At 71.7% G+C, this 20,849-nt stretch carries 17 protein-coding genes; 3 read left to right on the top strand and 14 right to left on the bottom strand.

Annotated features, from left to right (window positions below):
* Window positions 1-72: 72 nt before the first annotated feature.
* Complete coding sequence (locus tag ASD10_RS09690) at window positions 73-1,788, top strand: TIGR03767 family metallophosphoesterase (protein WP_056607712.1); 1,716 nt, start codon at window positions 73-75, stop codon at window positions 1,786-1,788.
* Window positions 1,789-1,798: 10 nt separating this feature from the next.
* On the opposite strand, the gene ASD10_RS09685 is transcribed toward ASD10_RS09690, so the two are convergent.
* Window positions 1,799-2,590, bottom strand: coding sequence for an HAD family hydrolase (locus tag ASD10_RS09685; protein WP_056610091.1), 792 nt, complete (start codon window positions 2,588-2,590; stop codon window positions 1,799-1,801).
* A 69-nt stretch (window positions 2,591-2,659) separates the two neighbouring features.
* Here ASD10_RS09685 and ASD10_RS09680 point away from each other — a divergent pair, with 69 nt between their 5' ends.
* A complete protein-coding gene (locus tag ASD10_RS09680) occupies window positions 2,660-3,127 on the top strand; it encodes a hypothetical protein (protein ID WP_056607711.1) in 468 nt (155 codons plus the stop codon).
* Window positions 3,128-3,130: 3 nt separating this feature from the next.
* On the opposite strand, the gene rlmN is transcribed toward ASD10_RS09680, so the two are convergent.
* The 10 genes from rlmN to rpsB form a co-directional block, all read right to left on the bottom strand.
* Window positions 3,131-4,264 carry a 23S rRNA (adenine(2503)-C(2))-methyltransferase RlmN gene (gene rlmN / locus ASD10_RS09675; RefSeq protein ID WP_235501802.1) on the bottom strand — a complete coding sequence of 378 codons (1,134 nt, stop codon included), beginning with the start codon at window positions 4,262-4,264 and terminating at the stop codon, window positions 3,131-3,133.
* 74 nt (window positions 4,265-4,338) lie between these two features.
* Entirely contained in the window at window positions 4,339-5,322 is a 984-nt protein-coding gene (locus ASD10_RS09670; RefSeq protein WP_056607710.1) for a putative zinc-binding metallopeptidase, read from the bottom strand.
* Window positions 5,323-5,370: 48 nt separating this feature from the next.
* A complete protein-coding gene (locus ASD10_RS09665; RefSeq protein WP_235501801.1) occupies window positions 5,371-6,276 on the bottom strand; it encodes a transglutaminase family protein in 906 nt (301 codons plus the stop codon).
* Complete coding sequence (locus ASD10_RS09660) at window positions 6,273-8,735, bottom strand: circularly permuted type 2 ATP-grasp protein (RefSeq protein WP_056607707.1); 2,463 nt, start codon at window positions 8,733-8,735, stop codon at window positions 6,273-6,275. The genes ASD10_RS09665 and ASD10_RS09660 overlap by 4 nt, the downstream gene beginning before the upstream one ends.
* The gene (locus ASD10_RS09655) at window positions 8,732-12,046 is read right to left on the bottom strand and encodes a DUF2126 domain-containing protein (RefSeq protein ID WP_056607704.1); all 3,315 of its coding nucleotides are present in this window, start codon (window positions 12,044-12,046) and stop codon (window positions 8,732-8,734) included. The genes ASD10_RS09660 and ASD10_RS09655 overlap by 4 nt, the downstream gene beginning before the upstream one ends.
* 148 nt (window positions 12,047-12,194) lie before the next feature.
* Window positions 12,195-13,103 (bottom strand): phosphatidate cytidylyltransferase, encoded by a 909-nt coding sequence (locus ASD10_RS09650; RefSeq protein WP_082556127.1) that lies wholly within the window; start codon window positions 13,101-13,103, stop codon window positions 12,195-12,197.
* Window positions 13,093-13,614, bottom strand: a complete 522-nt coding sequence (gene frr, locus ASD10_RS09645; protein ID WP_197983662.1) for a ribosome recycling factor — start codon at window positions 13,612-13,614, stop codon at window positions 13,093-13,095. Before frr ends, ASD10_RS09650 begins: the two co-directional genes overlap by 11 nt.
* Before the next feature lie 63 nt (window positions 13,615-13,677).
* Window positions 13,678-14,409 (bottom strand): UMP kinase, encoded by a 732-nt coding sequence (pyrH, locus tag ASD10_RS09640; RefSeq protein ID WP_200938315.1) that lies wholly within the window; start codon window positions 14,407-14,409, stop codon window positions 13,678-13,680.
* A gap of 97 nt (window positions 14,410-14,506) precedes the next feature.
* Window positions 14,507-15,325, bottom strand: a complete 819-nt coding sequence (tsf, locus tag ASD10_RS09635; RefSeq protein WP_056607697.1) for a translation elongation factor Ts — start codon at window positions 15,323-15,325, stop codon at window positions 14,507-14,509.
* Between the two features lie 37 nt (window positions 15,326-15,362).
* A complete protein-coding gene (rpsB, locus tag ASD10_RS09630) occupies window positions 15,363-16,292 on the bottom strand; it encodes a 30S ribosomal protein S2 (protein ID WP_056607695.1) in 930 nt (309 codons plus the stop codon).
* Window positions 16,293-16,605: 313 nt separating this feature from the next.
* Here rpsB and ASD10_RS09625 point away from each other — a divergent pair, with 313 nt between their 5' ends.
* On the top strand, window positions 16,606-17,511 hold the full coding sequence (locus tag ASD10_RS09625; protein ID WP_162248838.1) for a peptidoglycan DD-metalloendopeptidase family protein: 906 nt from the start codon (window positions 16,606-16,608) through the stop codon (window positions 17,509-17,511).
* Window positions 17,512-17,522: 11 nt separating this feature from the next.
* Here the strand turns inward: ASD10_RS09625 and ASD10_RS09620 are convergent, their stop codons facing one another.
* The 3 genes from ASD10_RS09620 to ASD10_RS09610 are packed head-to-tail and all read right to left on the bottom strand — an operon-like array spanning window position 17,523 to window position 20,294.
* On the bottom strand, window positions 17,523-18,458 hold the full coding sequence (locus ASD10_RS09620; RefSeq protein WP_056607691.1) for a tyrosine recombinase XerC: 936 nt from the start codon (window positions 18,456-18,458) through the stop codon (window positions 17,523-17,525).
* 37 nt (window positions 18,459-18,495) lie between these two features.
* A complete protein-coding gene (gene dprA, locus ASD10_RS09615; protein ID WP_056607686.1) occupies window positions 18,496-19,641 on the bottom strand; it encodes a DNA-processing protein DprA in 1,146 nt (381 codons plus the stop codon).
* Entirely contained in the window at window positions 19,638-20,294 is a 657-nt protein-coding gene (locus tag ASD10_RS09610; protein ID WP_056607685.1) for an ATP-binding protein, read from the bottom strand. Before ASD10_RS09610 ends, dprA begins: the two co-directional genes overlap by 4 nt.
* Between the last annotated feature and the right edge of the window lie 555 nt (window positions 20,295-20,849).

The following is a 20,849-nucleotide window of genomic DNA, read 5'->3' as shown; positions in this document are numbered from 1 at the left end:
CTATCGCCCCGGCACACGGGCGGACACGTGACCAGGCGGTAACCCCGCCGCTGTGACACTCGTTACAGGGGCATGACGATCTCTCGCCGCGCCCTGATCCGCACCGGAGCCGTCGTGGGAGGCGCCGTCGCCGTCGGCGTCCGCCCCGGGACCGGATGGGCCGCGCCCGGCGTGGTCGCACCGCAGCTCACGACGATCGACAGCTGCTACCGCCGCGGTGCCGCGGGCGCGGGTGGCTACACGCCCGTCGTGGCGGCGGCCGGCGAGGCGCACACCGTCCGCGACGACCTGGGCGTCGCACCCGGTGCAGGACGCGCGACGACCCGCACCGCCGTGCTGAGCTTCGCGCACCTCACGGACGTCCACATCATCGACGCCCAGTCGCCCGCGCGCGTCGAGTACGTCGACCGCCTCGAGGACTCGTACGGCGGTGCCCCGACGCTCGGCGGGCTGCTCTCGTCGAGCTACCGCCCCCAGGAGATGCTGACGCCGCAGATCGCCGACTCGATGGTGCGCGCCGTGAACCGCGTCGGTCGCGGACCCGTGACGGGTCAGGGCCTGGCCTTCGCGATCCAGACCGGCGACAACTCCGACAACTGCCAGTACAACGAGGTGCGCTGGAACATCGACGTGCTCGACGGCGAGCGCATCACGCCCGACTCGGGCAGCCGCACGGCGTACGAGGGCGTCGCCGACACCAAGGTCTGGGACGCGCACTACTGGCACCCCGAGGGGCCGCGGAGGCCGGGGGGCGCCGAGGACGTGTACACGTCGCGGTACGGCTTCCCGCGCGTGCCGGGCCTGCTCGACGCGTCCCGGCGGTCGTTCGAGCCGCAGGGTCTCGACATCCCGTGGTACTCGGTGTTCGGCAACCACGACGGGCTCGTGCAGGGCAACTTCCCGCACTCGCTGCCGCTGTCGGTGCTCGCGACCGGCCCGTTGAAGGCGACGGCCCTGCCGCCCGGGCTGTCGCAGGCCGACGTCGTCTCGAGCCTCGCCACGGCGAACGCCGGCTCGCTGCTCGGCGCCGTGTCGCTGACGTCCGCGACGCTCGTCAGCGCCGACGGCCAGCGCCGCACGCTGACCCGCGGGCAGGTCGTCGAGGAGCACTTCAAGACCTCGGGCTCCCCCGTCGGCCACGGCTTCACCGCGACCAACCGGCAGAGGAAGACCGCCTACTACAGCTTCGACAACGGGCCGGTGCGGTGCGTCGTGCTCGACACCGTCAACCCCAACGGCTACGCCGACGGCTCGATCGACCGTCCGCAGCACGAGTGGCTCACGGCGCTGCTGGCGGCGTCGACCGACAAGTACGTCGTCGTGTTCAGCCACCACACGTCCGCGACGATGACCAACCCGCTCGTCGTGACGGGCCTCGACCTGAACCCGCGGGTGCTGGGCGACGCCGTCGTCGCGACGCTGCTCGCGAGCCGCACCGTCATCGCCTGGGTCAACGGGCACACGCACCGCAACCAGGTGACGGCGCACCGCAGTGCCGACGGCACGAGCGGCTTCTGGGAGATCAACACCGCGTCCCACGTCGACTTCCCGCAGCAGTCGAGGCTGGTCGAGCTCGCCGACAACCACGACGGCACGCTGTCGATCTTCACCACGATGCTCGACCACGCCGGGCCCGCGTCGCACGGCGGGACGCTGGCCGACTCGGTGCACCTGGCCGCCCTGGCACGTGAGCTGTCGGCCAACGACCCGCAGCAGCGCGCGGCGGCCCAGGAGGGCGCCGTCGCCGACCGCAACACCGAGCTGCTCCTGCGCGACCCCCTCGCCTGACGCGAGTCCGTCAGCCCAGCGACTCGAGCAGGGCCGCGACCCCGTCGTCGTCGTTGGACGCGAGGACGACGTCGGCGACCTCGAGCACGTCGGCGTGGGCGTTCGCGACGGCGTGCGCGCGGCCGGCCCACCGCAGCATCGGCAGGTCGTTGGGCATGTCGCCGCACGCCCACACGTCCGCGGCGTCGATGCCCTGTCCCTCGCACCACGTCGCCAGACCGCTGGCCTTCGTGACGCCGGGCGCCGTCATCTCGGCGAGCCCGACGGCGCCCGAGAAGCCGAGCTCGACGCGCGACCCGACCACGGACTCGACGCGGCGAAGGAACTCGTCGGGGTCGAGCCCCGGCGAGCGCGCCAGCAGCTTGCCGACCGGCGTCGCCGAGATGGCCGACAAGTCACCGACCGTGTGCCCGTCGCCGTGCTCCTGCGCGTAGGTGTACGCGTCCTCGCGACCCATGCCGTCGGCCCGCTCGACGGCGAAGGTCACGCCGGGCACCGCCTGCCGCAGATCGGCCACGACCCGGTCCATCTCCGCCGGGTCGTGCCCGCGGGACGACGTGACCCGCCGCTCGACCAGGTCGTACACGAAGGCGCCGTTGCCGCAGATCGCGACGCCGTGACCGCCGACGACGTCGGCCAGCTCGTCGAGCCACCGTGGCGGGCGGGCCGTCACGAACAGCGTCGGGACGCCTGCGTCAGCGGCGGTCTCGATCGCCCGCCGCGTGCGGTCCGAGAGCGATCCGTCGGTGCGCAGCAGCGTTCCGTCGAGGTCGGTCGCGACGACGCGGGGGCGGTTCGGCATGTCGTCCACGATCGCAGTGGTCGACGTCGCGCGCCACGCCGACCCACCGCATCTGCGAGGATTCGACGCATGACGTTCGCCCCCATGACCATCCCCGGCGTCAGCGGGGAGATCTCGACGACGTACGCGTTCTGGACCGGCTACAAGTTCTTCGTGGACGGACAGCGCGTCAAGCCGCGCGGCTTCCTGCGCAACAGGCTGACGCTCCCCGGCACGGCAGGTCCTGTCGAGGCGAAGATCAAGGGCGGCGCCTTCCGCGCCCACCCCGTCCTGGTCGTCGGCGACGGCGAGTACACGACGGGACCGCCCACCCCGAGGTTGCTGCAGGCGCTCGGGGTGCTCCCGGTGCTGTCGCTCCTGGTCTTCCAGGGCCTGCTCGGCTTCGCGCTCGCCTTCGGCGGCGTCGCGATCAACATGACCGTCATCCGCAGCGCCCGGAGCGACCGGGCCAAGATGGCGCTCATGATCGCGACCTTCGTCACGATCGCCGTGATCGACATCGTGCTCGTCGTCGCCCTGGTCTCGGCGACGAGCTAGTCGCTACTCGGCGGCGGCCAGCTGGCCGCAGGCGCCGTCGATGTCGCTGCCGCGGGTGTCGCGGACCGTCGTCGGGATGCCCTTGGCGATCAGGCGACGCACGAACTCGCGCTCGTCCTCGGGACGCGATGCGGTCCACATCGATCCCGGCGTCGGGTTGAGCGGGATCAGGTTGACGTGCACCCAGCCCCAGTCGCCGTACGACTGCAGCACGTCGCCGAGCAGATCGGCGCGCCACGCCTGGTCGTTGATGTCCTTGATCATGGCGTACTCGATCGAGACGCGGCGCTTGGTCTTCTGCGCGTACTCCCACGCGGCCTCGACGGCCTCGGCGACCGACCACCGCGTGTTGATTGGCACGAGCTCGTTGCGCAGCTCGTCGTCGGGGGCGTGCAGCGACAGCGCCAGCGTGACCGGGATGCCCTCGTCGGCGAGCTGCTTCATGCGCGGCACGAGGCCGACGGTGCTGACCGTGATGTTGCGGGCCGACATGCCGAGGCCGTCGGGCGCGGGGGCCACCATGCGGCGGACGGCACCGATGACGGCCTTGTAGTTGGCCATCGGCTCGCCCATGCCCATGAACACGACGTTCGACAGTCGCCCCGGGCCGCCCGCGACCTCGCCGCGGGCCATGCGACCGGCCGCGTCGACGACCTGGTCGACGATCTCGGCGGTGCTCATGTTGCGCTCGAGACCGCCCTGTCCGGTGGCGCAGAACGGGCACGCCATGCCGCAGCCGGCCTGGCTCGAGACGCAGATCGTGGCACGGTCGGTGTAGCGCATCAGGACCGACTCGACGAGGGCTCCGTCGAACAGCTTCCAGAGGCTCTTGACCGTCGTGCCCTTGTCGGCCTCCATCGTGCGGACCGGGTTGAGGAGCGTCGGCAGGAGGTGCTCGACGATGCGGTCGCGGCTCGCGGCCGGCAGGTCGGTCATGGCGGCCGGGTCGCGCTCGAGCCGTCCGTAGTAGTGCTGGGCGACCTGCTTGACGCGGTACGCCGGCTCCCCCATCGCCTCGGCGGCCGCGGTGCGCTCGTCGGCGCTCAGGTCGGCGAGGTGGCGCGGGGGCTTGACGCGTCCACGCTTCTGCTCGAAGACGAGCGGCAACGGGTTCGGGTTGACGGAAGACACGTCCACCAGTCTCTCATTCGGGGCCACGTTCCCCCGAATCGTCCGACCCGCGCCACTCGCGGAGCCGGCGTGGGTCGAGGTCAGCCGCGGGGCAGGTCGGCGACGAACTGCAGCTTCGCCAGCACCGGCGACGGGATGACGAACGGGTACAGCGCACCCTTGCCCATGCTGCGGTTGATCTGGTTCAGCGCGACGCTCAACGGGATCCACACGCCCACGACCAGGTCGCGGAACGACGTGAAGTCCTGCGGCGACGCCACGGTCGCGAGCCCGAAGGCCGACGCCGTCTCGATCGTGTCGCAGATGTGCATGTAATGCGCGAAGGTCTCGGCGAAGTCCTCGAACGGGTGCATCGTGGCGTACATGCTGATGAAGTTCTTCTCCCAGCCCGCCGGCGGGCCCTCGGAGTAGTGCCGCTCGATCGCGTCGGCGTAGCTCTCCTCCTCGTTGCCGAAGAGCTCGCGCGCCTTCTGGATGTTGTCGCCGCGCACGTGCTGCCACTCGATGTAGTGGCCGATCTCGTGACGGAAGTGACCCAGCATCGTCCGGTACGGCTCGTCGAGGTTGACCCGCACCTTCTCGCGGTGGGCGTCGTCGCTCTCGGCGAGGTCGAGCGTGATGATGCCGCTGTCGTGACCCGTCGTGACGTCCTCGGACACGCTCGACAGCAGGTCGAACGCGAGCCCGTTGTCGGGGTCCTCGACGCGGGTGACGATCGGGAACCCGAGCGTGTCGAGCTCGACGACGAGCCTGCGCTTGGCCTCCTCGGCGACCTTGAACTCACGCAGGCCCACGGCGTCGGCGTCGCTCGGACGCGTGCGCGTCAGGCCGCAGCTGAAGCAGAAGCCGCCCGGGAACTCCGTCAGCCAGGTGCAGCCCGACAGGTTGAGGTTCTTGCAGACGTGCCAGATGTCGCCGTCGGCGTCGACGTACTGGCCCTTCGCGTCGACGGGGACGATGGCCCTCTCGCCGCGGGAGAACCCGAGATTGCTCTTGCACGAGACGCACTTGGAGTTCTCGAAGTACAGGGAGTTGCCGCACACACGGCAGGAGAAGGCCTTCACCGGTCAAGTCTGTCAGGATCTGGCGCGATGGCGACCGCTGCGGGCCGGTCAGTCCGTGACGGGCGCCACGTCGACCTCGACGCGCAGGGTCGAGCTCTTCGCCTCGGTGAAGATCACGCCCTTGACGGGTGGGACGTCGGCGTAGTCGCGACCCCACGCGACCGTCACGTAGCGGTCGTTGACGAGCTGGTCGTTGGTCGGGTCGACCGCGAGCCAGCCGTCGCCGGGAATCCAGACGGCCGCCCACGCGTGCGTCGCGTCGGCGCCGACGATCCGCTCCTTGCCGGGCGGCGGTGTCGTCGCGAGGTAGCCGCTGACGTAGCGGACGGCCAGCCCGTGCGAGCGCAGGCAGGCCAGCGTCAGGTGCGCGAAGTCCTGGCAGACCCCCGCCCTCTTCTCGAAGATGTCGTCGACCGTCGTGGTCACCGTCGTGGCGGTCTTGTCGTACGCGAAGTCGGCGTGGATGCGCCGCATGACCTCGACGACGGCCTCGCCGACCGGACGCCCCGGCGTCAGCGACTGCGCCGCGTAGGCGCGGGCCTCGTCCGTCTGGTCGGCCAGCGACGACGGCAGCGCGAGGTCCTGGGCCTGCCACGCGTCCGGGACGTCGGGGCGGTGCGCGGGTCGTGCGTCCTCCCACGGGACGGCCAGCGCCTCGGCGGAGTGCCGATCGGCCCGCGCCTCGACCTCGGTGACGGCGAGGACGTCGAGCACGCGGTGGGGCTCGGTGACCTGGAAGTACGTCGCGGTGTTGCCGTAGTAGTCGACGTCGGCGGTCTGGTCGAGCGGTGTCGGCGTGATCGTCAGCTCGCTGCGCCCCACCGTCTGCCACGGCAGCTCACGCGGGACGAGGTAGGCGATGCCGAGGCTGTCGCTGACGTCGTCGTCGTACGAGTACGTCGTGCGGTGAGAGACCCGGTACCGCCGGCCCACCTCCGGCTCGTCCCCGGTCACTCGGTCACCGTCGCGAAGCCGAACGCGCGCGGGACGGGCGCACCGGCGAAGTGGACGTCGCCGACGGCGTCGGCGAGCCGGAGGAGCTGGCCGATGCAGCTGGTCAGGAAGCGCTCGAGGTCGGGACGGTTCTCGCCCTCGACGACCGCCAGCGACGCGACGTCGGCGCGGTCGAGCTCGTCGGCGAGGTCGTCGAGCAGCCGCTCGGGGCGGGTCGAGCCCGTCGACTCGGGCATCGCGGCGAGGTGCTGGCGCATCTCCTCGATGCCGGCCGCCAGCGACCGCGGGTTCTCGGCGTCGGCGAGCAGCAGCTCCAGCACCCCCGGCAGCCGCACGTAGCCGCGGTAGCGGCGGCGGTGCGTCACGGCGCTCTCGGCCGCCGACAGCACCGCGGTGTTGACGTCGCGGTCGACGTCGATGCCCCGCCGGACGGTCGTCGTCGCGGCCAGCAGGTGGCACAGCTGCAGCCCCCGCTCGATCGCGCGACCCGTGCCGATCATCCGCCACCCGGGGTCGCGCATCATGTTGGCCGTGACGCCCTGCAGCGACAGGATGCCGGTCAGCATCTGCCCCGCGCTCTCGGCCACCTGGTGGCTGTAGTGATAGGTCGAGAGGTGCGCCGACGCCCGCTCGGTCCAGCTGAACGCCTGCCACGTGTCGGGCGAGAGCTGGTCGCGGACGCTCTGCGCGGCGTCGCGCAGGGCCCCGATCGACTGCGCGACCGAGCCGGGGCGGTGCGCGTCGAGCAGCAGCGACCGGAAGTTGTCGTCGAGCTGGTCGGCGGTGTGGCGCGATCCGCTGAGCCGCGCGACGGCCGACATCAGCACCGCCAGGCTCGCCCCGCCGGCGGTGTGCGGACGGGAGCGGTAGTCCTCCGCGCTGGCGTGGGCGGTCAGCACGAGGCGCAGCATGTCCTCGGCGCGCTCGGCGTACCGGCCGAACCAGAACATGTCCTCCAGCACGCGCGGGACCATCGCGGCGGGTGCCCGCACGTTGGTCAGCGGCAGGACGTCGACGAGCCCTTGGTCGGGGTCCTCGGGACGCTCCTTCAGCACCCACACGTCCTTGCTGGAGGGGACGCGGTCGTCGTCGCTGACGCTCGCGAGCCCGCCGACCAGCGGCCGGTACGTCGAGCCGTACCGCAGCGTGAACGTCCGCAGCGTCACCGCCTGCGGGTGGACGCCGCGGGCGTCGAGCGTCGGCGACTGCGACAGCGGCAGCAGCTCCTGGCCGACGTAGCGGTGCGGCTCGGCGACGATCAGCTCGCGCAGACGGTCGGGACCGTGGTGCTCCAGGCCCGGGCCCGACCCCTGGTCGATCGTGCGCACGACCAGGCCGTCGAGGTGGTCGAGCACGTACCGGGCCGAGCGCGGGTCCCCGGCCCAGTACGTCTGGACCGACGGCAGCCGCAGCGGCTCGTCGAGCAGCAGCTCGCACATCGCCGACATGTACGGCAGCAGGCCGGGGTTCTCGAGCACCCCGGCGCCGAGACCGTTGACGACGCGCACCGTGCCGCGCCGCACCGCCTCGGAGAGTCCCGCGACGCCCAGCTGCGACCCCTTGCGCAGCTCGAGCGAGTCGCTCCACTCCGCGTCGACCCGTCGCAGGATGACGTCGACGCGCTCGAGACGTCCGAACACCCGCATCCAGACCGCTCCCTCGCGCATCACGAGGTCGCTGCCCTCGACGAGCGGGAAGCCCAGGCTCGAGGCCACGAACGCCTGGTCGTAGGCGGTCTCCGACAGCGTGCCGGGCGACAGGACGACGACGCGGGGATTGGGCGAGCTGGCGGGCGCCGAGTCGATCAGCGTCGCCCGCAGGGCCTGGAAGAACGGTGCCATGCGGTGCAGGCCGGCCTGCCGGTAGAGCTCGGGCATGACCCGCGAGATGACGCGCCGGTTCTCCATCGCGTAGCCGATGCCGGAGGGCGCCTGGGCGCGGTCGGCCAGCACCTGCCACTCCCCCGACGCCGCGCGCCCGAGGTCGGCCGCTGCCAGCAGCAGGGGGTGCGGGTCGACGGCCGACGCCCGCGCCGACACCCGCAGGAACCCCTGGTGCGCGAACACGATGGCCGGGGGCAGCACGCCCGACGACAGCAGCCTCTGGGGCCCGTAGAGGTCGACGAGGATCGCGTTGAGCAGCTCGGTGCGCTGCGCGAGGCCGACCTCGAGGGGCGACCACTCGGCGGCGTCCACGACCAGCGGGACGGGGTCGAGCCGCCACGGCCCGGGGTCCTGGTCGGCGGGCGTGTACGTCACGCCGTCGTTGGCCAGGAAGCGCTCGATGTCGCCGCCGACCCGCCGCAGGTCGTCCTCGGTCAGCTGGACGGCCCCCTCGGCCAGACGGCGCCAGCCGGGGCGCAGGGCGCCGTCGGGCGCCACGACCTCGTCGTAGCGGGGCGGGTCGCCCCCGAGCGTCGGCTGCGTGACCGCCGCCGAGTAGTCGCGCAGCGCCGTCACCGTCCGGCCGTCCCCCGCCTCGGCGCGCTGCCCGACGGCACGGTGCGGCGCAGGTCGAGCGTGTGCGGGTACTCGTCGCTGGCGGCACGACGTCCGGCCTCGACCATCGCCGCCACGTCGAGCGCGCCGGGGGTGTGGCCGAACGGCTCGAACCGGCTCGACCGGCGGGCCTCGGCCTCTCGCGCGTTGATGGGCGGACGCTCGTGGGCGCGTCCCCCGGGGTGCACGACGTGGTACGTCGCCCCACCGACCGAGGTGGCCGAGGCGCGGTCGACGACGTCGAAGCGCAGCGGTGCGTGCGATTCGATCGACGGGTGCAGCGCCGACGGCGGCTGCCACGCGCGGTAGCGCACGCCGGCGTAGTACTCGCCGGCCACGCCCGTCGGTGTCAGAGGCACGGGAACACCTTGGCACGTCACGAGGTGCTCGTGCGGCAGAACCCCCCGCACCGTCACCTGCATCCGCTCGACCGACGAGTCGACGTAGCGGGCCATCCCGCCGGACGTCGCCTCCTCGCCCAGCACGTGCCACGGCTCGATGGCCCCCCGCAGCTCGAGCTCGATGCCACCGCCCACCCGGGCCAGACCGATGCGCGGGAACCGGAACTCGGTGAACGGGTCGAGCCACGAGGCCTCGAAGTCGATGCCGTGCTCGCGCAGGTCGGCCACGACGGCGCCGATGTCGTCGATCGCGCCCTGCGGCAGCAGGAAGTCCTCGTGCAGCGCCGTGCCCCAGCGCACGAGCGGCGCGCGGTACGGCTCCTCCCAGAACATCGCGACGAGCGAGCGGACGAGCAGCGACTGCACCATCGCCATCCGGGCGTGCGGTGGCATCTCGAAGCCGCGCAGCTCGAGCAGCCCCAGGCGTCCGCGCGAGGAGTCGGGGCTGTACATCTTGTCGACGCAGAACTCGGCGCGGTGCGTGTTGCCGGTCAGGTCGGTCAGCAGGTGGCGCAGCGCGCGGTCGACGAGCCACGGCCGCGGCTCGTCGGTCTCGGCCGTCAGCCGGTCGATCTCCTGGAACGCGATCTCGGCCTCGTACAGCGACTCGGGACGTCCCTCGTCGAAGCGTGGCGCCTGGCTCGTCGGGCCGATGAAGCGTCCCGAGAACAGGTACGACAGCGACGGGTGACGCTGCCAGTACGTCATGAGGCTGACCAGCAGGTCGGGCCGGCGCAGCAGCGGCGACGCGGCCGGCTCGTGGCCGCCGAGCGTGATGTGGTTGCCACCGCCCGTGCCGGTGTGGACGCCGTCGAGGTCGAACTTCTCGGTCGTCAGGCGGGCGTGGCGGGCGATGTCGTACAGCGACGTCGTCAGGTCGCGGAGCTCGGACCACGACGCGGTCGGCTGCACGTTGACCTCGATCACGCCGGGATCGCTCGCGACGACGAGCTGCGTCAGGCGGGCGTCCGGGGGCGGGCCGTAGCCCTCGATCACGAGCCGCTGCCCGAGCCGGGTGGCGGCGAGGTCGATGACGCGCAGCAGGTCGGCGTAGTCGTCGAGCCGCTCGGTCGGCGGCAGGAACACGTGCACGTGGCCGTGACGGGCCTCGATCGTCAGGGCCGTCGTGGGCTGCTCGGCGGGGTCGACGACCGCCACCGACGGCACGCCCGGGTCGAGCCGGGGGCCGGCCTCGACGTACGACGGATCGCCGGACGCCCGCGGGTCGACCCACGAGATCGCGCTCAGCGGCAGTCGCAGGCCCACCGCGGACGTGCCCGGCAGCAGCACGATGCGTCCGCGCCGCAGCGACCAGTCGGGACTGACCCACTCCTCGCCCGTCACGAGCGGCAGCACCCATCCCGTCGGGTCGACGACCCCGGCGTCGAGCGACGACGCGAGCGACGCGTCGGCGCGCTCGGGATCGAGCCCGGGGCGGTCGCCGTCCGGCTGCCGCAGCTCGTGCACGAGCTCGGTCAGGGGGTCCTCGAAGGCGGGGCGCAGCTGACCGGCCGGCAGCCCGAGCAGTGCCGTGACCTCGCGCGCGAGCTCCTCGGCCCGCGCGGGGGCCTCGGGATCGGCTGCGGCCTCGTCCCACGGGTCGGCGAGCAGCGACGGCGACGACCACAGCGTCTCGCCGTCCTCGCGCCACTGCAGCGAGATCTGCCAGCGGGGCAGCTCCTCGCCGGGGTACCACTTGCCGTCGCCGCGGTGCACGAGCCCGCCGACGGCGTAGACCTCGCGCAGCCGCTCGGCGAGCTCGCTGGCCTTCAGACGCTTCTCGGGGCCGTCGGCCTGGGTGTTCCACTGCGGCGACGTGACCTCGTCGAGCCCGACGAACGTCGGCTCGCCGCCCTGGGTCAGGCGGACGTCACCGGCCTGCAGGCGCAGGTCGACGCCCTCGCCGAGCGCGTCGATGCGCTGCCACTGCTCGTCGGTGTACGGCTTGGTGACCCGCGGGTCCTCGTGGACGCGTCGCACCGTGTTGTGGAACGAGAAGTCGACGTCGGCGCGCTCGGTCAGCACGCCCGAGATCGGCGCCGCCGACGCCGGGTGGGGCGTGGCCGAGAGCGGGATGTGGCCCTCGCCCGCGAACAGCGACGACGTCGGGTCGAGGCCGATCCAGCCCGCGCCGGGCACGAAGACCTCGGCCCAGGCGTGCAGGTCGGTGAAGTCCTCGCCGGGCCCGCTGGGGCCGTCGATCGCGACGGTGTCGGAGGCGAGCTGCACCAGGTATCCCGACACGAATCGGGCGGCGAGGCCGTGCTGGCGCAGCAGCGAGACCAGCAGCCACGCGCTGTCGCGGCACGAGCCGATGCCACGCTCGAGCGTCTCGTCGGGGCTCTGCACGCCGGCCTCCATGCGCACCGAGTACGCGACGGCGGCGTGCACCGCGGCGTTGACCTGCACCAGGAACGGCACCATCGCGATGCCGCCGTCGGGCACGGGCGGGAGGCGGTCGCGGAACGCGGTCACGAGCGGCCCCGGTGTCTCGGTGTCGCCCTCGCCGACCGGACGCAGGTACGGCGCGAGATCGGCGGCGAGCGACGGCTCGTACGCGAACGGGAAGGTCTCGGCGTACTCCTCGATGAAGAAGTCGAAGGGGTTGACCACGACCATGTCGGCCACCAGGCCGACGGTGATGTCGAGCGTCGAGACCTTCTCGGGGAAGACCAGGCGCGCCAGCCAGTTGCCGAACGGGTCCTGCTGCCAGTTGACGAAGTGGTTCGCGGGGCTGACGGTCAGCGAGTAGGCCTCGATCGGCGTCCGGCTGTGCGGGGCCGGTCGCAGCCGCACGACGTGCGGGCCGAGCCCCACGGGTCGGTCGAACGAGTAGGTGGTCCGGTGCTCGAGAGCGACCTTGATCGACATGCCCCAAGACTGCCCGGTCGCGGCCACGTCCTCGTCACCGCCCCGACCCCGTCCGCCGACGAGTCACGTGCGCCCGACGACGAGTCACGTGCGCCCGCCGACGAGTCACCTGGGTGACTCGTCGGCGGGCGGCAGTGACTCGCGGGCGTCAGGTGACGGGAACGAGGGTGAACAGGATGAGCCAGCAGACGGGGGCGACCGCGATGAGCGAGTCGAGCCGGTCCATGAGGCCGCCGTGGCCGGGCAGCAGGTCGCCCATGTCCTTGATGCCGAGGTCGCGCTTGATCAGCGACTCCGACAGGTCGCCGAGGGTCGCGAACACGACGCCCGCGACGCCCAGCACGATGCCGACCCACCAGTCGCCGTCGAGCGCGTAGGTCACGGTCGCGATGCCGGTGCCGATGCCGAACAGCAACGACCCCGCGAAGCCCTCCCACGACTTCTTCGGACTGATCGTCGGGGCCATGGGGTGGCGGCCGAACAGCACGCCCGCGACGTAGCCGCCGATGTCGGACGCGATCGTGGCGACGATGAACGCGACGATGCGCCACGCCCCGTCGTCCTCCTTGAGCATCAGCAGGACGAACGTGCCCATCAGGTACAGGTACGACAGGCAGAACACGCCCGACGTGACGTCGCGGACGAATCCCTCGGCGCCGTCGCTGAGCCGCCAGACCATCGTGCCGAGCACCGTCAGCGCCATCGCGATCGACGCGGTCTCCATGCTGCCGAAGTACGCGCCGATCAGCATCAGCGTGCCGCCCGTGGCGACCGGCAGCACGGGCAGCGCGATCCGCGCCGTGCCGAACGCGCGAGCCAGCTCGAACAGGCCGATCGCGAGCGCGACCGCCACGACGGCGATGAACGCCTCCTTGACGACGAACAGCGACAGCACGACCATCGCGACCAGCGCGACGCCGACCGCGATCGACGCCGGCAGGTTGCGGCCGGCACGGCTGGTCTTGAGCGCGACGGCCGGGATGACGTCTCCGTCGGGCGTCAGGTCGTCCGGGGAGACGTCGGGCGGAGTCTCCTCGTGGGGAGACTCAGACCTCAAGGAGCTCTGCCTCTTTGTTCTTGAGCAGCTCGTCGATGATCTCGACGTGCTTCTTGGTCAGCCCGTCGAGCCGCTTCTCGGCGCCCGTGTTGTCGTCCTTGCTGATCTCGGAGTCCTTCTCGGCCTTGTCCATCGCCTGCTTGGCGTTGCGACGCACGCCACGGACCGCGATGCGTCCGTCCTCGGCCTTGGACTTGGCGAGCTTGATGTACTCCTTGCGGCGGTCCTCGGTCAGCTCGGGCAGCGTCACGCGCAGCACCTTGCCGTCGTCGCTGGGGTTGACGCCCAGGTCGGACTCGCGGATCGCCTTCTCGATCGCGGGCTTGGCGCCCACGTCGTACGGCTGGATGATCACGGTGCGCGGCTCGGGGACCTGGAAGCCCGCGAGCTGGTTGAGCGGCGTGGGCTGCCCGTAGTACTCGGCCGTGATCTGGGCGAACATCGCGGGGTGCGCGCGACCGGTGCGGATCGCGGCGAACTCCTCGCGGGTGTGCTCGACGGCCTTGCCCATCTTGCTGTCGGCGTCACGCAGGGTCTGGTCAATCACGATAGTCGTCCCATCCGGGTAGTTCTTTCACAGTGATTCTGGCGTGCCAGCAGCCGATGCGGCGTGCACGAGTGTTCCGATCTTCTCACCGCGCAGCACCCGGGCGATGTTTCCCTCGCCCTCCATGCCGAACACGATCATGGGCAGGTCGTTCTCCATGCAGAGGGCGAACGCGGCGGCGTCGACGACCTTGAGGCCCATGCGCAGCGCGTCGTCGAAGGTCAGCTCGTCGTACTTGCGGGCCGACGGATCGGTGCGCGGGTCCGCGGAGTAGACGCCGTCGACGCCGGACTTGGACATCAGCACGGCGTCGGCCTTGATCTCGAGCGCGCGCTGCGCCGAGACGGTGTCGGTCGAGAAGTACGGCATGCCGGCCCCGGCGCCGAAGATCACGACGCGGCCCTTCTCGAGGTGCCGGATCGCCTTGCGGGGGATGTACGGCTCGGCGACCTGGCCCATGGTGATCGCCGACTGCACCCGGGTGTCGACGCCCTGCTTCTCGCAGAAGTCCTGCAACGCCAGGCTGTTCATGACGGTGCCCAGCATGCCGATGTAGTCGGCCCGCGAGCGCTCCATCCCACGCTGACTGAGCTCGGCGCCGCGGAAGAAGTTGCCACCCCCGACGACGATCGCGACCTCGACGCCGTCGGAGACCGCGGCCGCGATCTGCTTGGCGATGCCGTTGACGACATCGGGGTCGATGCCGATCTTGCCTCCGCCGAACACCTCGCCCGAGAGCTTCAGCAGCACTCTGCGCAGCGGGCGCCCACCGGAAGAGGCCGGAACGTCGACATGCTCGGCAGTGGTCACGGTTCCGGCCTCTCGTCGGTCAGCGGTTGAACGGGTCGTGCGGGTGTCAGGCGCCGATCTCGATGTGCGCGAAACGCTTGAGCGTCACGCCGGCCTCATCGAGCAGAGCCTTGACGGTCTTCTTGTTGTCCTGCACGGACGGCTGCTCGAGGAGCACGGTGTCCTTGAAGAAGCCGTTGAGGCGTCCCTCGGTGATCTTGGCGATCGCCTGCTCGGGCTTGCCCTCCTCGCGCGACGTCGCCTCGGCGATCTCGCGCTCCTTGGCGACGATGTCGGCGGGGACGTCGTCACGCGTCAGGTAGCGGGGACGCATGGCCGCGATCTGCATCGCGACGCTGCGCGCCGCGTCGTGGCCCGCCTCGCCCTCGAACTCGACGAGCACGCCGACGGCCGGCGGCAGGTCGCTGGCGCGACGGTGCATGTACGTCGCGACCTGTCCGTCGAAGCTGGCGACGCGGCCGAGCTCGATCTTCTCGCCGATCAGGACCGCCATGTCGGCGACGGCCTCGCCGACGGTCTTGCCGTACTCGAACGGCGTCGCGGCGAAGGCCGCCGAGTCGGCCGGACGGGTCTCGTCGGCCTTCTCGGCCAGCTTCTCCGCCAGGGCGATGAACTGGTCGTTCTTGGCGACGAAGTCGGTCTCGGAGTTGAGCTCGACGATCGCGCTGCCGAAGTTGGCGACGAGGCCGGAGGTGGCCTCGCGCTCGGCTCCGCGCTTGGCGGCCTTGGCGGCGCCCGAGATGCGGAGCACCTCGATCGCCTTGTCGAAGTCGCCGTCAGCCTCGGTGAGCGCCTTCTTGGCGTCCATCATGCCGGCGCCGGTGGCGTCGCGGAGCTTCTTGACGTCTGTGGCTGTGATGGCCATGGTGATGTTCTCGCTTCTCAGGTAGTCGTGGACGGGATCACTCGGCGGCGGGAGCGGCGGCAGCCGGCTCCGCAGCCGGAGCGGCGTCGTCCTTCTTCGCGTCGTCGGCGGCGGGGGCCTCGGCGGCGGCGGCGGGGGCGGCGGCGGGGGCGTCGGTCGTCGTGGGCGCGGCAGCGGCCTCGGCGTCCTTCTTCTCCAGCAGCTCGCGCTCCCAGTCGGCCAGGGGCTCCTCGGCACCGAGCTCGGCACCGGGCTGCTCCTCGCCCGTCTTGGCGCCACCGCGGGCGATGAGGCCCTCGGCGACGGCGTCGGCGATGACCCGGGTCAGCAGGCCGACCGAGCGGATCGCGTCGTCGTTGCCCGGGATCGGGAAGTCGACGTCGTCGGGGTCGCAGTTGGTGTCGAGGATCGCGATGATCGGGATGCCGAGCTTGCGGCACTCGTCGACCGCGAGGTGCTCCTTCTTCGTGTCGACGATCCACGCGGCGGCCGGCGTGCGGCCCATGTCGCGGATTCCGCCGAGGGTGCGCGACAGCTTCGCGTACTCGCGGCTCATGCCGAGGAGCTCCTTCTTCGTGCGGTTGGATCCCGCGACGTCGTCGAAGTCGATCTCCTCGAGCTCCTTCATGCGCTGGAGCCGCTGGTGCATCGTCTGGAAGTTGGTGAGCATGCCGCCGAGCCAGCGCTGGTTGACGTAGGGCATGCCGACGCGCTTGGCCTGCTCCTCGATCGGCTCCTGCGCCTGGCGCTTGGTGCCGATGAACAGGATCGTGCCGCCGCGGGCGACGGTGTTCTTGACGAACTCGTACCCGGCGTCGATGTAGGCCAGCGACTGCTGCAGGTCGATGATGTAGATGCCGTTGCGCTCGGTGAAGATGAATCGCTTCATCTTGGGGTTCCAGCGACGGGTCTGGTGCCCGAAGTGGACGCCGCTCTCGAGCAGCTGGCGCATGGTGACGACGGCCATGGTCGTATCTCCTTGTGGCACACGTGTGCCGATTCCTGGTTGACTCACCGCCGGTTGACGGTGACCTGGCGCCTGCCGCATGAGGTGTCCAACTGCCGACCGTGCCGGCAGACCAGGGCATCTTCCGCATTCAGCTCTCGCGTCATACGGAGACAGGCGCGCGAATTTCACCTCCGCGGAGGTGAGTGCCACCAGTCTAGGGCACTCCCCCGTCCGCGACGAAATCCACAGCACCCGGGTCGCCGCTCCTGCCCGTCCCCAGGACGACCCGGGGCGCTGTCGTCGTCCAGCCCGCCGTCGTTGCATGGATCCCATGCACCGTCGCCTCGCCACCGCCACCGCCACCGCCGTCTCCGTCGCGACCGTGGGCCTGGGTCTGCTGCCCCTGTCGGCCGTCGCCTCCTCCGAGCCGTGGTCGTGGCCGCTCGACCGGCAGTCGGTCGGCGAGCGCTTCGACCCGCCGGCCGACCGGTACGGGGCCGGCCACCGCGGCGTCGACCTCGCGGGGACGGTCGGCGACCCGGTGCGGGCCGTGGCACCCGGCCGCGTGACGTTCGCCGGGCGGGTCGGTGGCGTGCCGGTCGTGACGATCGACCACGGTGCCGAGCGCTCCACCTACCAGCCCGTCGCCGCGACGGTGCGGGTCGGCGACGCCGTCGCCGCCCGCCAGGTCATCGGGACGCTGCTCGGCGAGCACAGCCACTGCCCCGGCGCGTGCCTGCACCTCGGCCGCCGGGCCGGGTCCGACTACCGCGACCCGCTCGACGTGCTCGCCCGCGCACGCTTCCGACTGATCAGCCCCTACGGCACGCCGCCCGCCCCGCCCGCCGGAGCGGACGGGACGCTCAGGCGTCCGGTCGGCGGGCCCGTCACGTCGCCCTTCGGCATGCGGGTGCATCCCGTCACCGGCGTGCGCAAGCTGCACGACGGCACCGACTTCGGCGTGCCGTGCGGCACCCCGGTGCACGCCGCGGCCCGCGGGACGGTCGAGTCGAGCGGCGACGCGGGAGCCTACGGCCTGCGCGTCACCCTGCGGCACGGGCCCGCGCTCGAGACCTCGTACGCCCACCTGTCCGCGGCGTCCGTGCCCGTCGGCAGCACCGTCGCGGTCGGCGACGTGATCGGACGGTCCGGCACGACGGGGATGTCGACCGGCTGCCACCTGCACGTCATGGTCATCGACGCCGGCACGCCCGTCGACCCCATGTCGCGGCTCTGACGGACGGCCGACTAGGCCCGCGGGTGCGCCTGCGTGAACGCCCGACGCAGGCGCTCGGTGCTGACGTGCGTGTAGATCTGGGTCGTCCCGAGCGAGGCGTGCCCGAGGATCTCCTGCACGCTGCGCAGGTCGGCACCGCCCTCCAGCAGGTGGGTCGCGGCGGTGTGCCGCAGCCCGTGGGGCCCGAGGTCGGGTGCCCCGTCGACCGCGGCGATGCGCTCGTGGACGATGCGCCGGACGGCGCGCTGGTCGATCCGCCCCCCGCGGGAGCCCAGGAAGATCGCGGCCCCGCTGCCCTCGACCGTCAGCTGGGGCCGTCCGCGCTGCAGGTAGAACTCGATCGCGTCCGACGCCGGCAGTCCGTACGGCACCGACCGCTCCTTGCGTCCCTTGCCGAACACCCGCACGACGCGCCGCTCGCGGTCGAGGTCGTCGACGTCGAGGCCGACGAGCTCGCCCACGCGGATGCCGGTGGCGTACAGCAGCTCGAGCACCGCCAGGTCGCGCAGCCCCCTGGCCCCGTCGTCGACGAGCGACGCGGTCGTCGCGTCGATCAGGGCGCGCACCTCGGTCTGGCTCAGGGCGACGGGCAGCTCACGGTGAGCGGTGGGGTTGACCAGCAGCGCCCCGGCGTCGCTCGTCGACCGGCCCGTGCGCACGAGCCACGTCGTGAACACGCGCGCCGCGGTCGAGCGACGGGCCAGCGTCGTGCGTGCCTTGCCCATCGTCTTGAGGTGGGCGAGCCAGCTGCGGAGCACCCGGATCGTGAGATCGGCCGGATCACCGACCCCCAGTCGTCCGGCGTGCGACGCGAGGCTCTCGACATCGGTCAGGTACGCCCGCACCGAGTGGGCCGACAGGTCGCGCTCGGCCGTCAGGTGCTGCTCGTAGGCCGCGAGCACGGCGGACCACGCCTCGGTCAGCTCGTCGCGGGTCTCGGCAGTCATCCGTCCCAGTGTGGCCCACGCGGACGGCGGCGGGGCGTCATGCGTGTCGGTCGACGTCGGCGCGTCGCTCCAGCACCCAGCCGGCGGCCTCTCGTCGCACCAGCCCACGGCCCTCGAGGTCGCCCAGCGAGACCCTCACCTGCCCCTCCGTCAGACGCACCCGCGCCGCGACGGCGGCCGCCGAGAGCGGCTCGCGCCAGTCGAGACCGTCGAGCGTCGACCGGACCGCGGGCGCCAACAGGTCGAACTCGGTCTGCCGGACGACCTCGGCCGACTCGTCGGCCCCGAGGCCGCCCACCTCCTCGACGACGTCCGCGCCGCTCGTGACCAGCACAGCCCGCCCCTCGCGCACCGCGGCGTGCGCACCGCCCGACGCCTTGGACGTGACGGGGCCCGGCAGCGCCATCGTGACGCGTCCGAGCTGGTCGGCCCAGTGCAGGGTGTTGAGCGATCCGCTGCGCACGGCGGCCTCGACCACCACGGTGCCGATGCTGAGCGCCGCGATGATGCGGTTGCGCGACAGGAATCGACTCCTGATCGGCGTCTGGCCCGGTGCCTGCTCGCTGACGACCAGACCGTCCTCGGCGATGCGTCCGAGCAGCGTCGCGTGCGAGCGCGGGTAGTCGACGTCGGCACCGCAGGCCAGCACGGCGACCGTCGGCCGGTCCATCGCCAGCGCCCCGCGGTGGGCGCAGCCGTCGATGCCGTAGGCCGCGCCGCTGACCACGGTCCATCCGTCGTCGGCCAGGTCGGCGCCGAGGTCGGACGCGCACTCGGCCCCGTACGTCGTGCAGTCGCGGGCACCGACCACCGCCACCGAGCGCTCGGTCGTCGCGTCGAGCTCGCCCCTCCCCCGCAGCCACAGCCCCAGCGGTGAGCCACCCGAGCCGTGCAGGGGCTCGACGTGGTCGAGGTCGCCCAGTCGCTCGGGCCAGCCGCGGTCGCCCGGGCACACCCACCGGAGGCCCGAGGCCGCGGCCCGCGCCCGGGTCGTCTCGAGGGCGAGGTCGAGGTCGCCGGCGCGCTCGCGCCACGCATCGGGCACGCGGGCGCCCGGCAGCGTCCGGTCACCCCGGACGACGGCCAGCACCCGGCCCGGTTCGTGCTCGGCCAGCAGTGTCGTGAGCCGCGGGTCGCCCGGCTCGACGACCAGGCTCAGCGCCATGCGGTCGAGGCGCGTCACGCGGTCTGCACCAGGTCGCGCATCGCCCCGCCCAGCGCCGTGCCACGCCGCAGCGACAGCGCCGTCTCGACGTCGCCGGCACCGGGGACGTCATGGCCGACGAGATCGGCGATCGTCCACGCGAGCCGCAGGATGCGGTCGGCCGAGCGGGCGTTGAGCTTGAGCGTGCGCAGCTGCTGGTCGACCAGCACGCGACCCTCGTCGCGCACGGGCCACCGCTTGCGCAGCTCGACGCCCGGCACCTCGCTGTTGAGCCGCCAGGGCGTGCCGTCGAGGCGACGGGCCTGACGCTCGCGGGCCACCGCGACCGTCACGGCGAGATCGGACGTCGACCGCGCCCCCGTCATGGCGGACGCCAGCTCGGGGCGCGACATCGAGGTCAGCACCCGGTGGATGTCGACGCGGTCGCGGATCGGGCCCGACAGCCGATCGGCGTACCGTCGTCGCATCAGTGGCGTGCACCGGCACTGGTCGCCCGCCGACGAGCCCAGCCCGCACGGGCACGGGTTCGCGGCGAGGACGAGCTGGAACCGGGCCGGGAAGGCAGCCGTCATCGCCGCCCGCGACACCACGACGTGGCCGCTCTCGAGCGGCTGCCGCAGGGCCTCGAGCACGTTGGACGCGAACTCGGGCGCCTCGTCGAGGAACAGCACCCCGGTGCTGTTGGCTCAATGTAGGGATAGCCCGCATTGGACGCATTTATGGCCTGAGCAACTGAAATGTTCGCTGAGCCACCCAAAGATGCGATGTACGGATAATCCGTGCCGCCTAAGGCATGCCAAAACCTGCGAAACGCTGTCAAAACCTGTTGATCGCTGACCCCCCGTGTCAGTCGAAGTTAGGACAAATATGTGAACGCGCAAGGCTCTGACCTGCGGAAACGTGACTCCCGGAAGAAAGTTCAGAACATTGCGTGGTCGCGCCTTGCTGTGTCACCACATGGCAAGCGATACTGGTCTCGGAGTTAGTACTTACATCGATGTGGTTCTCCACATGTAGGTCCGTACTGGCTCTCTCCGAAAGGGGGAAGGTCCATGATGTTGTTGGACTCGCCCACTTGCCGGGGCGATAGCGGCAAGTCCGTGCAGGGTTAAGCACACAGAACGGCCCCAGAACGAGAGAAAACTTCCTAGATTCTCTCTAGTACCGGGGCCGTTTCTGGTTTGCCGGTGTTCGCACGCTGTGTGACCTTGCTTGACAGGTCCAGC

It is taken from the genome of Aeromicrobium sp. Root472D3, assembly GCF_001426485.1.
Lineage (GTDB): Bacteria > Actinomycetota > Actinomycetes > Propionibacteriales > Nocardioidaceae > Aeromicrobium.
Note: the sequence above shows the minus strand (reverse complement) of the source record. Positions and strands in the feature narration are given on the sequence as shown.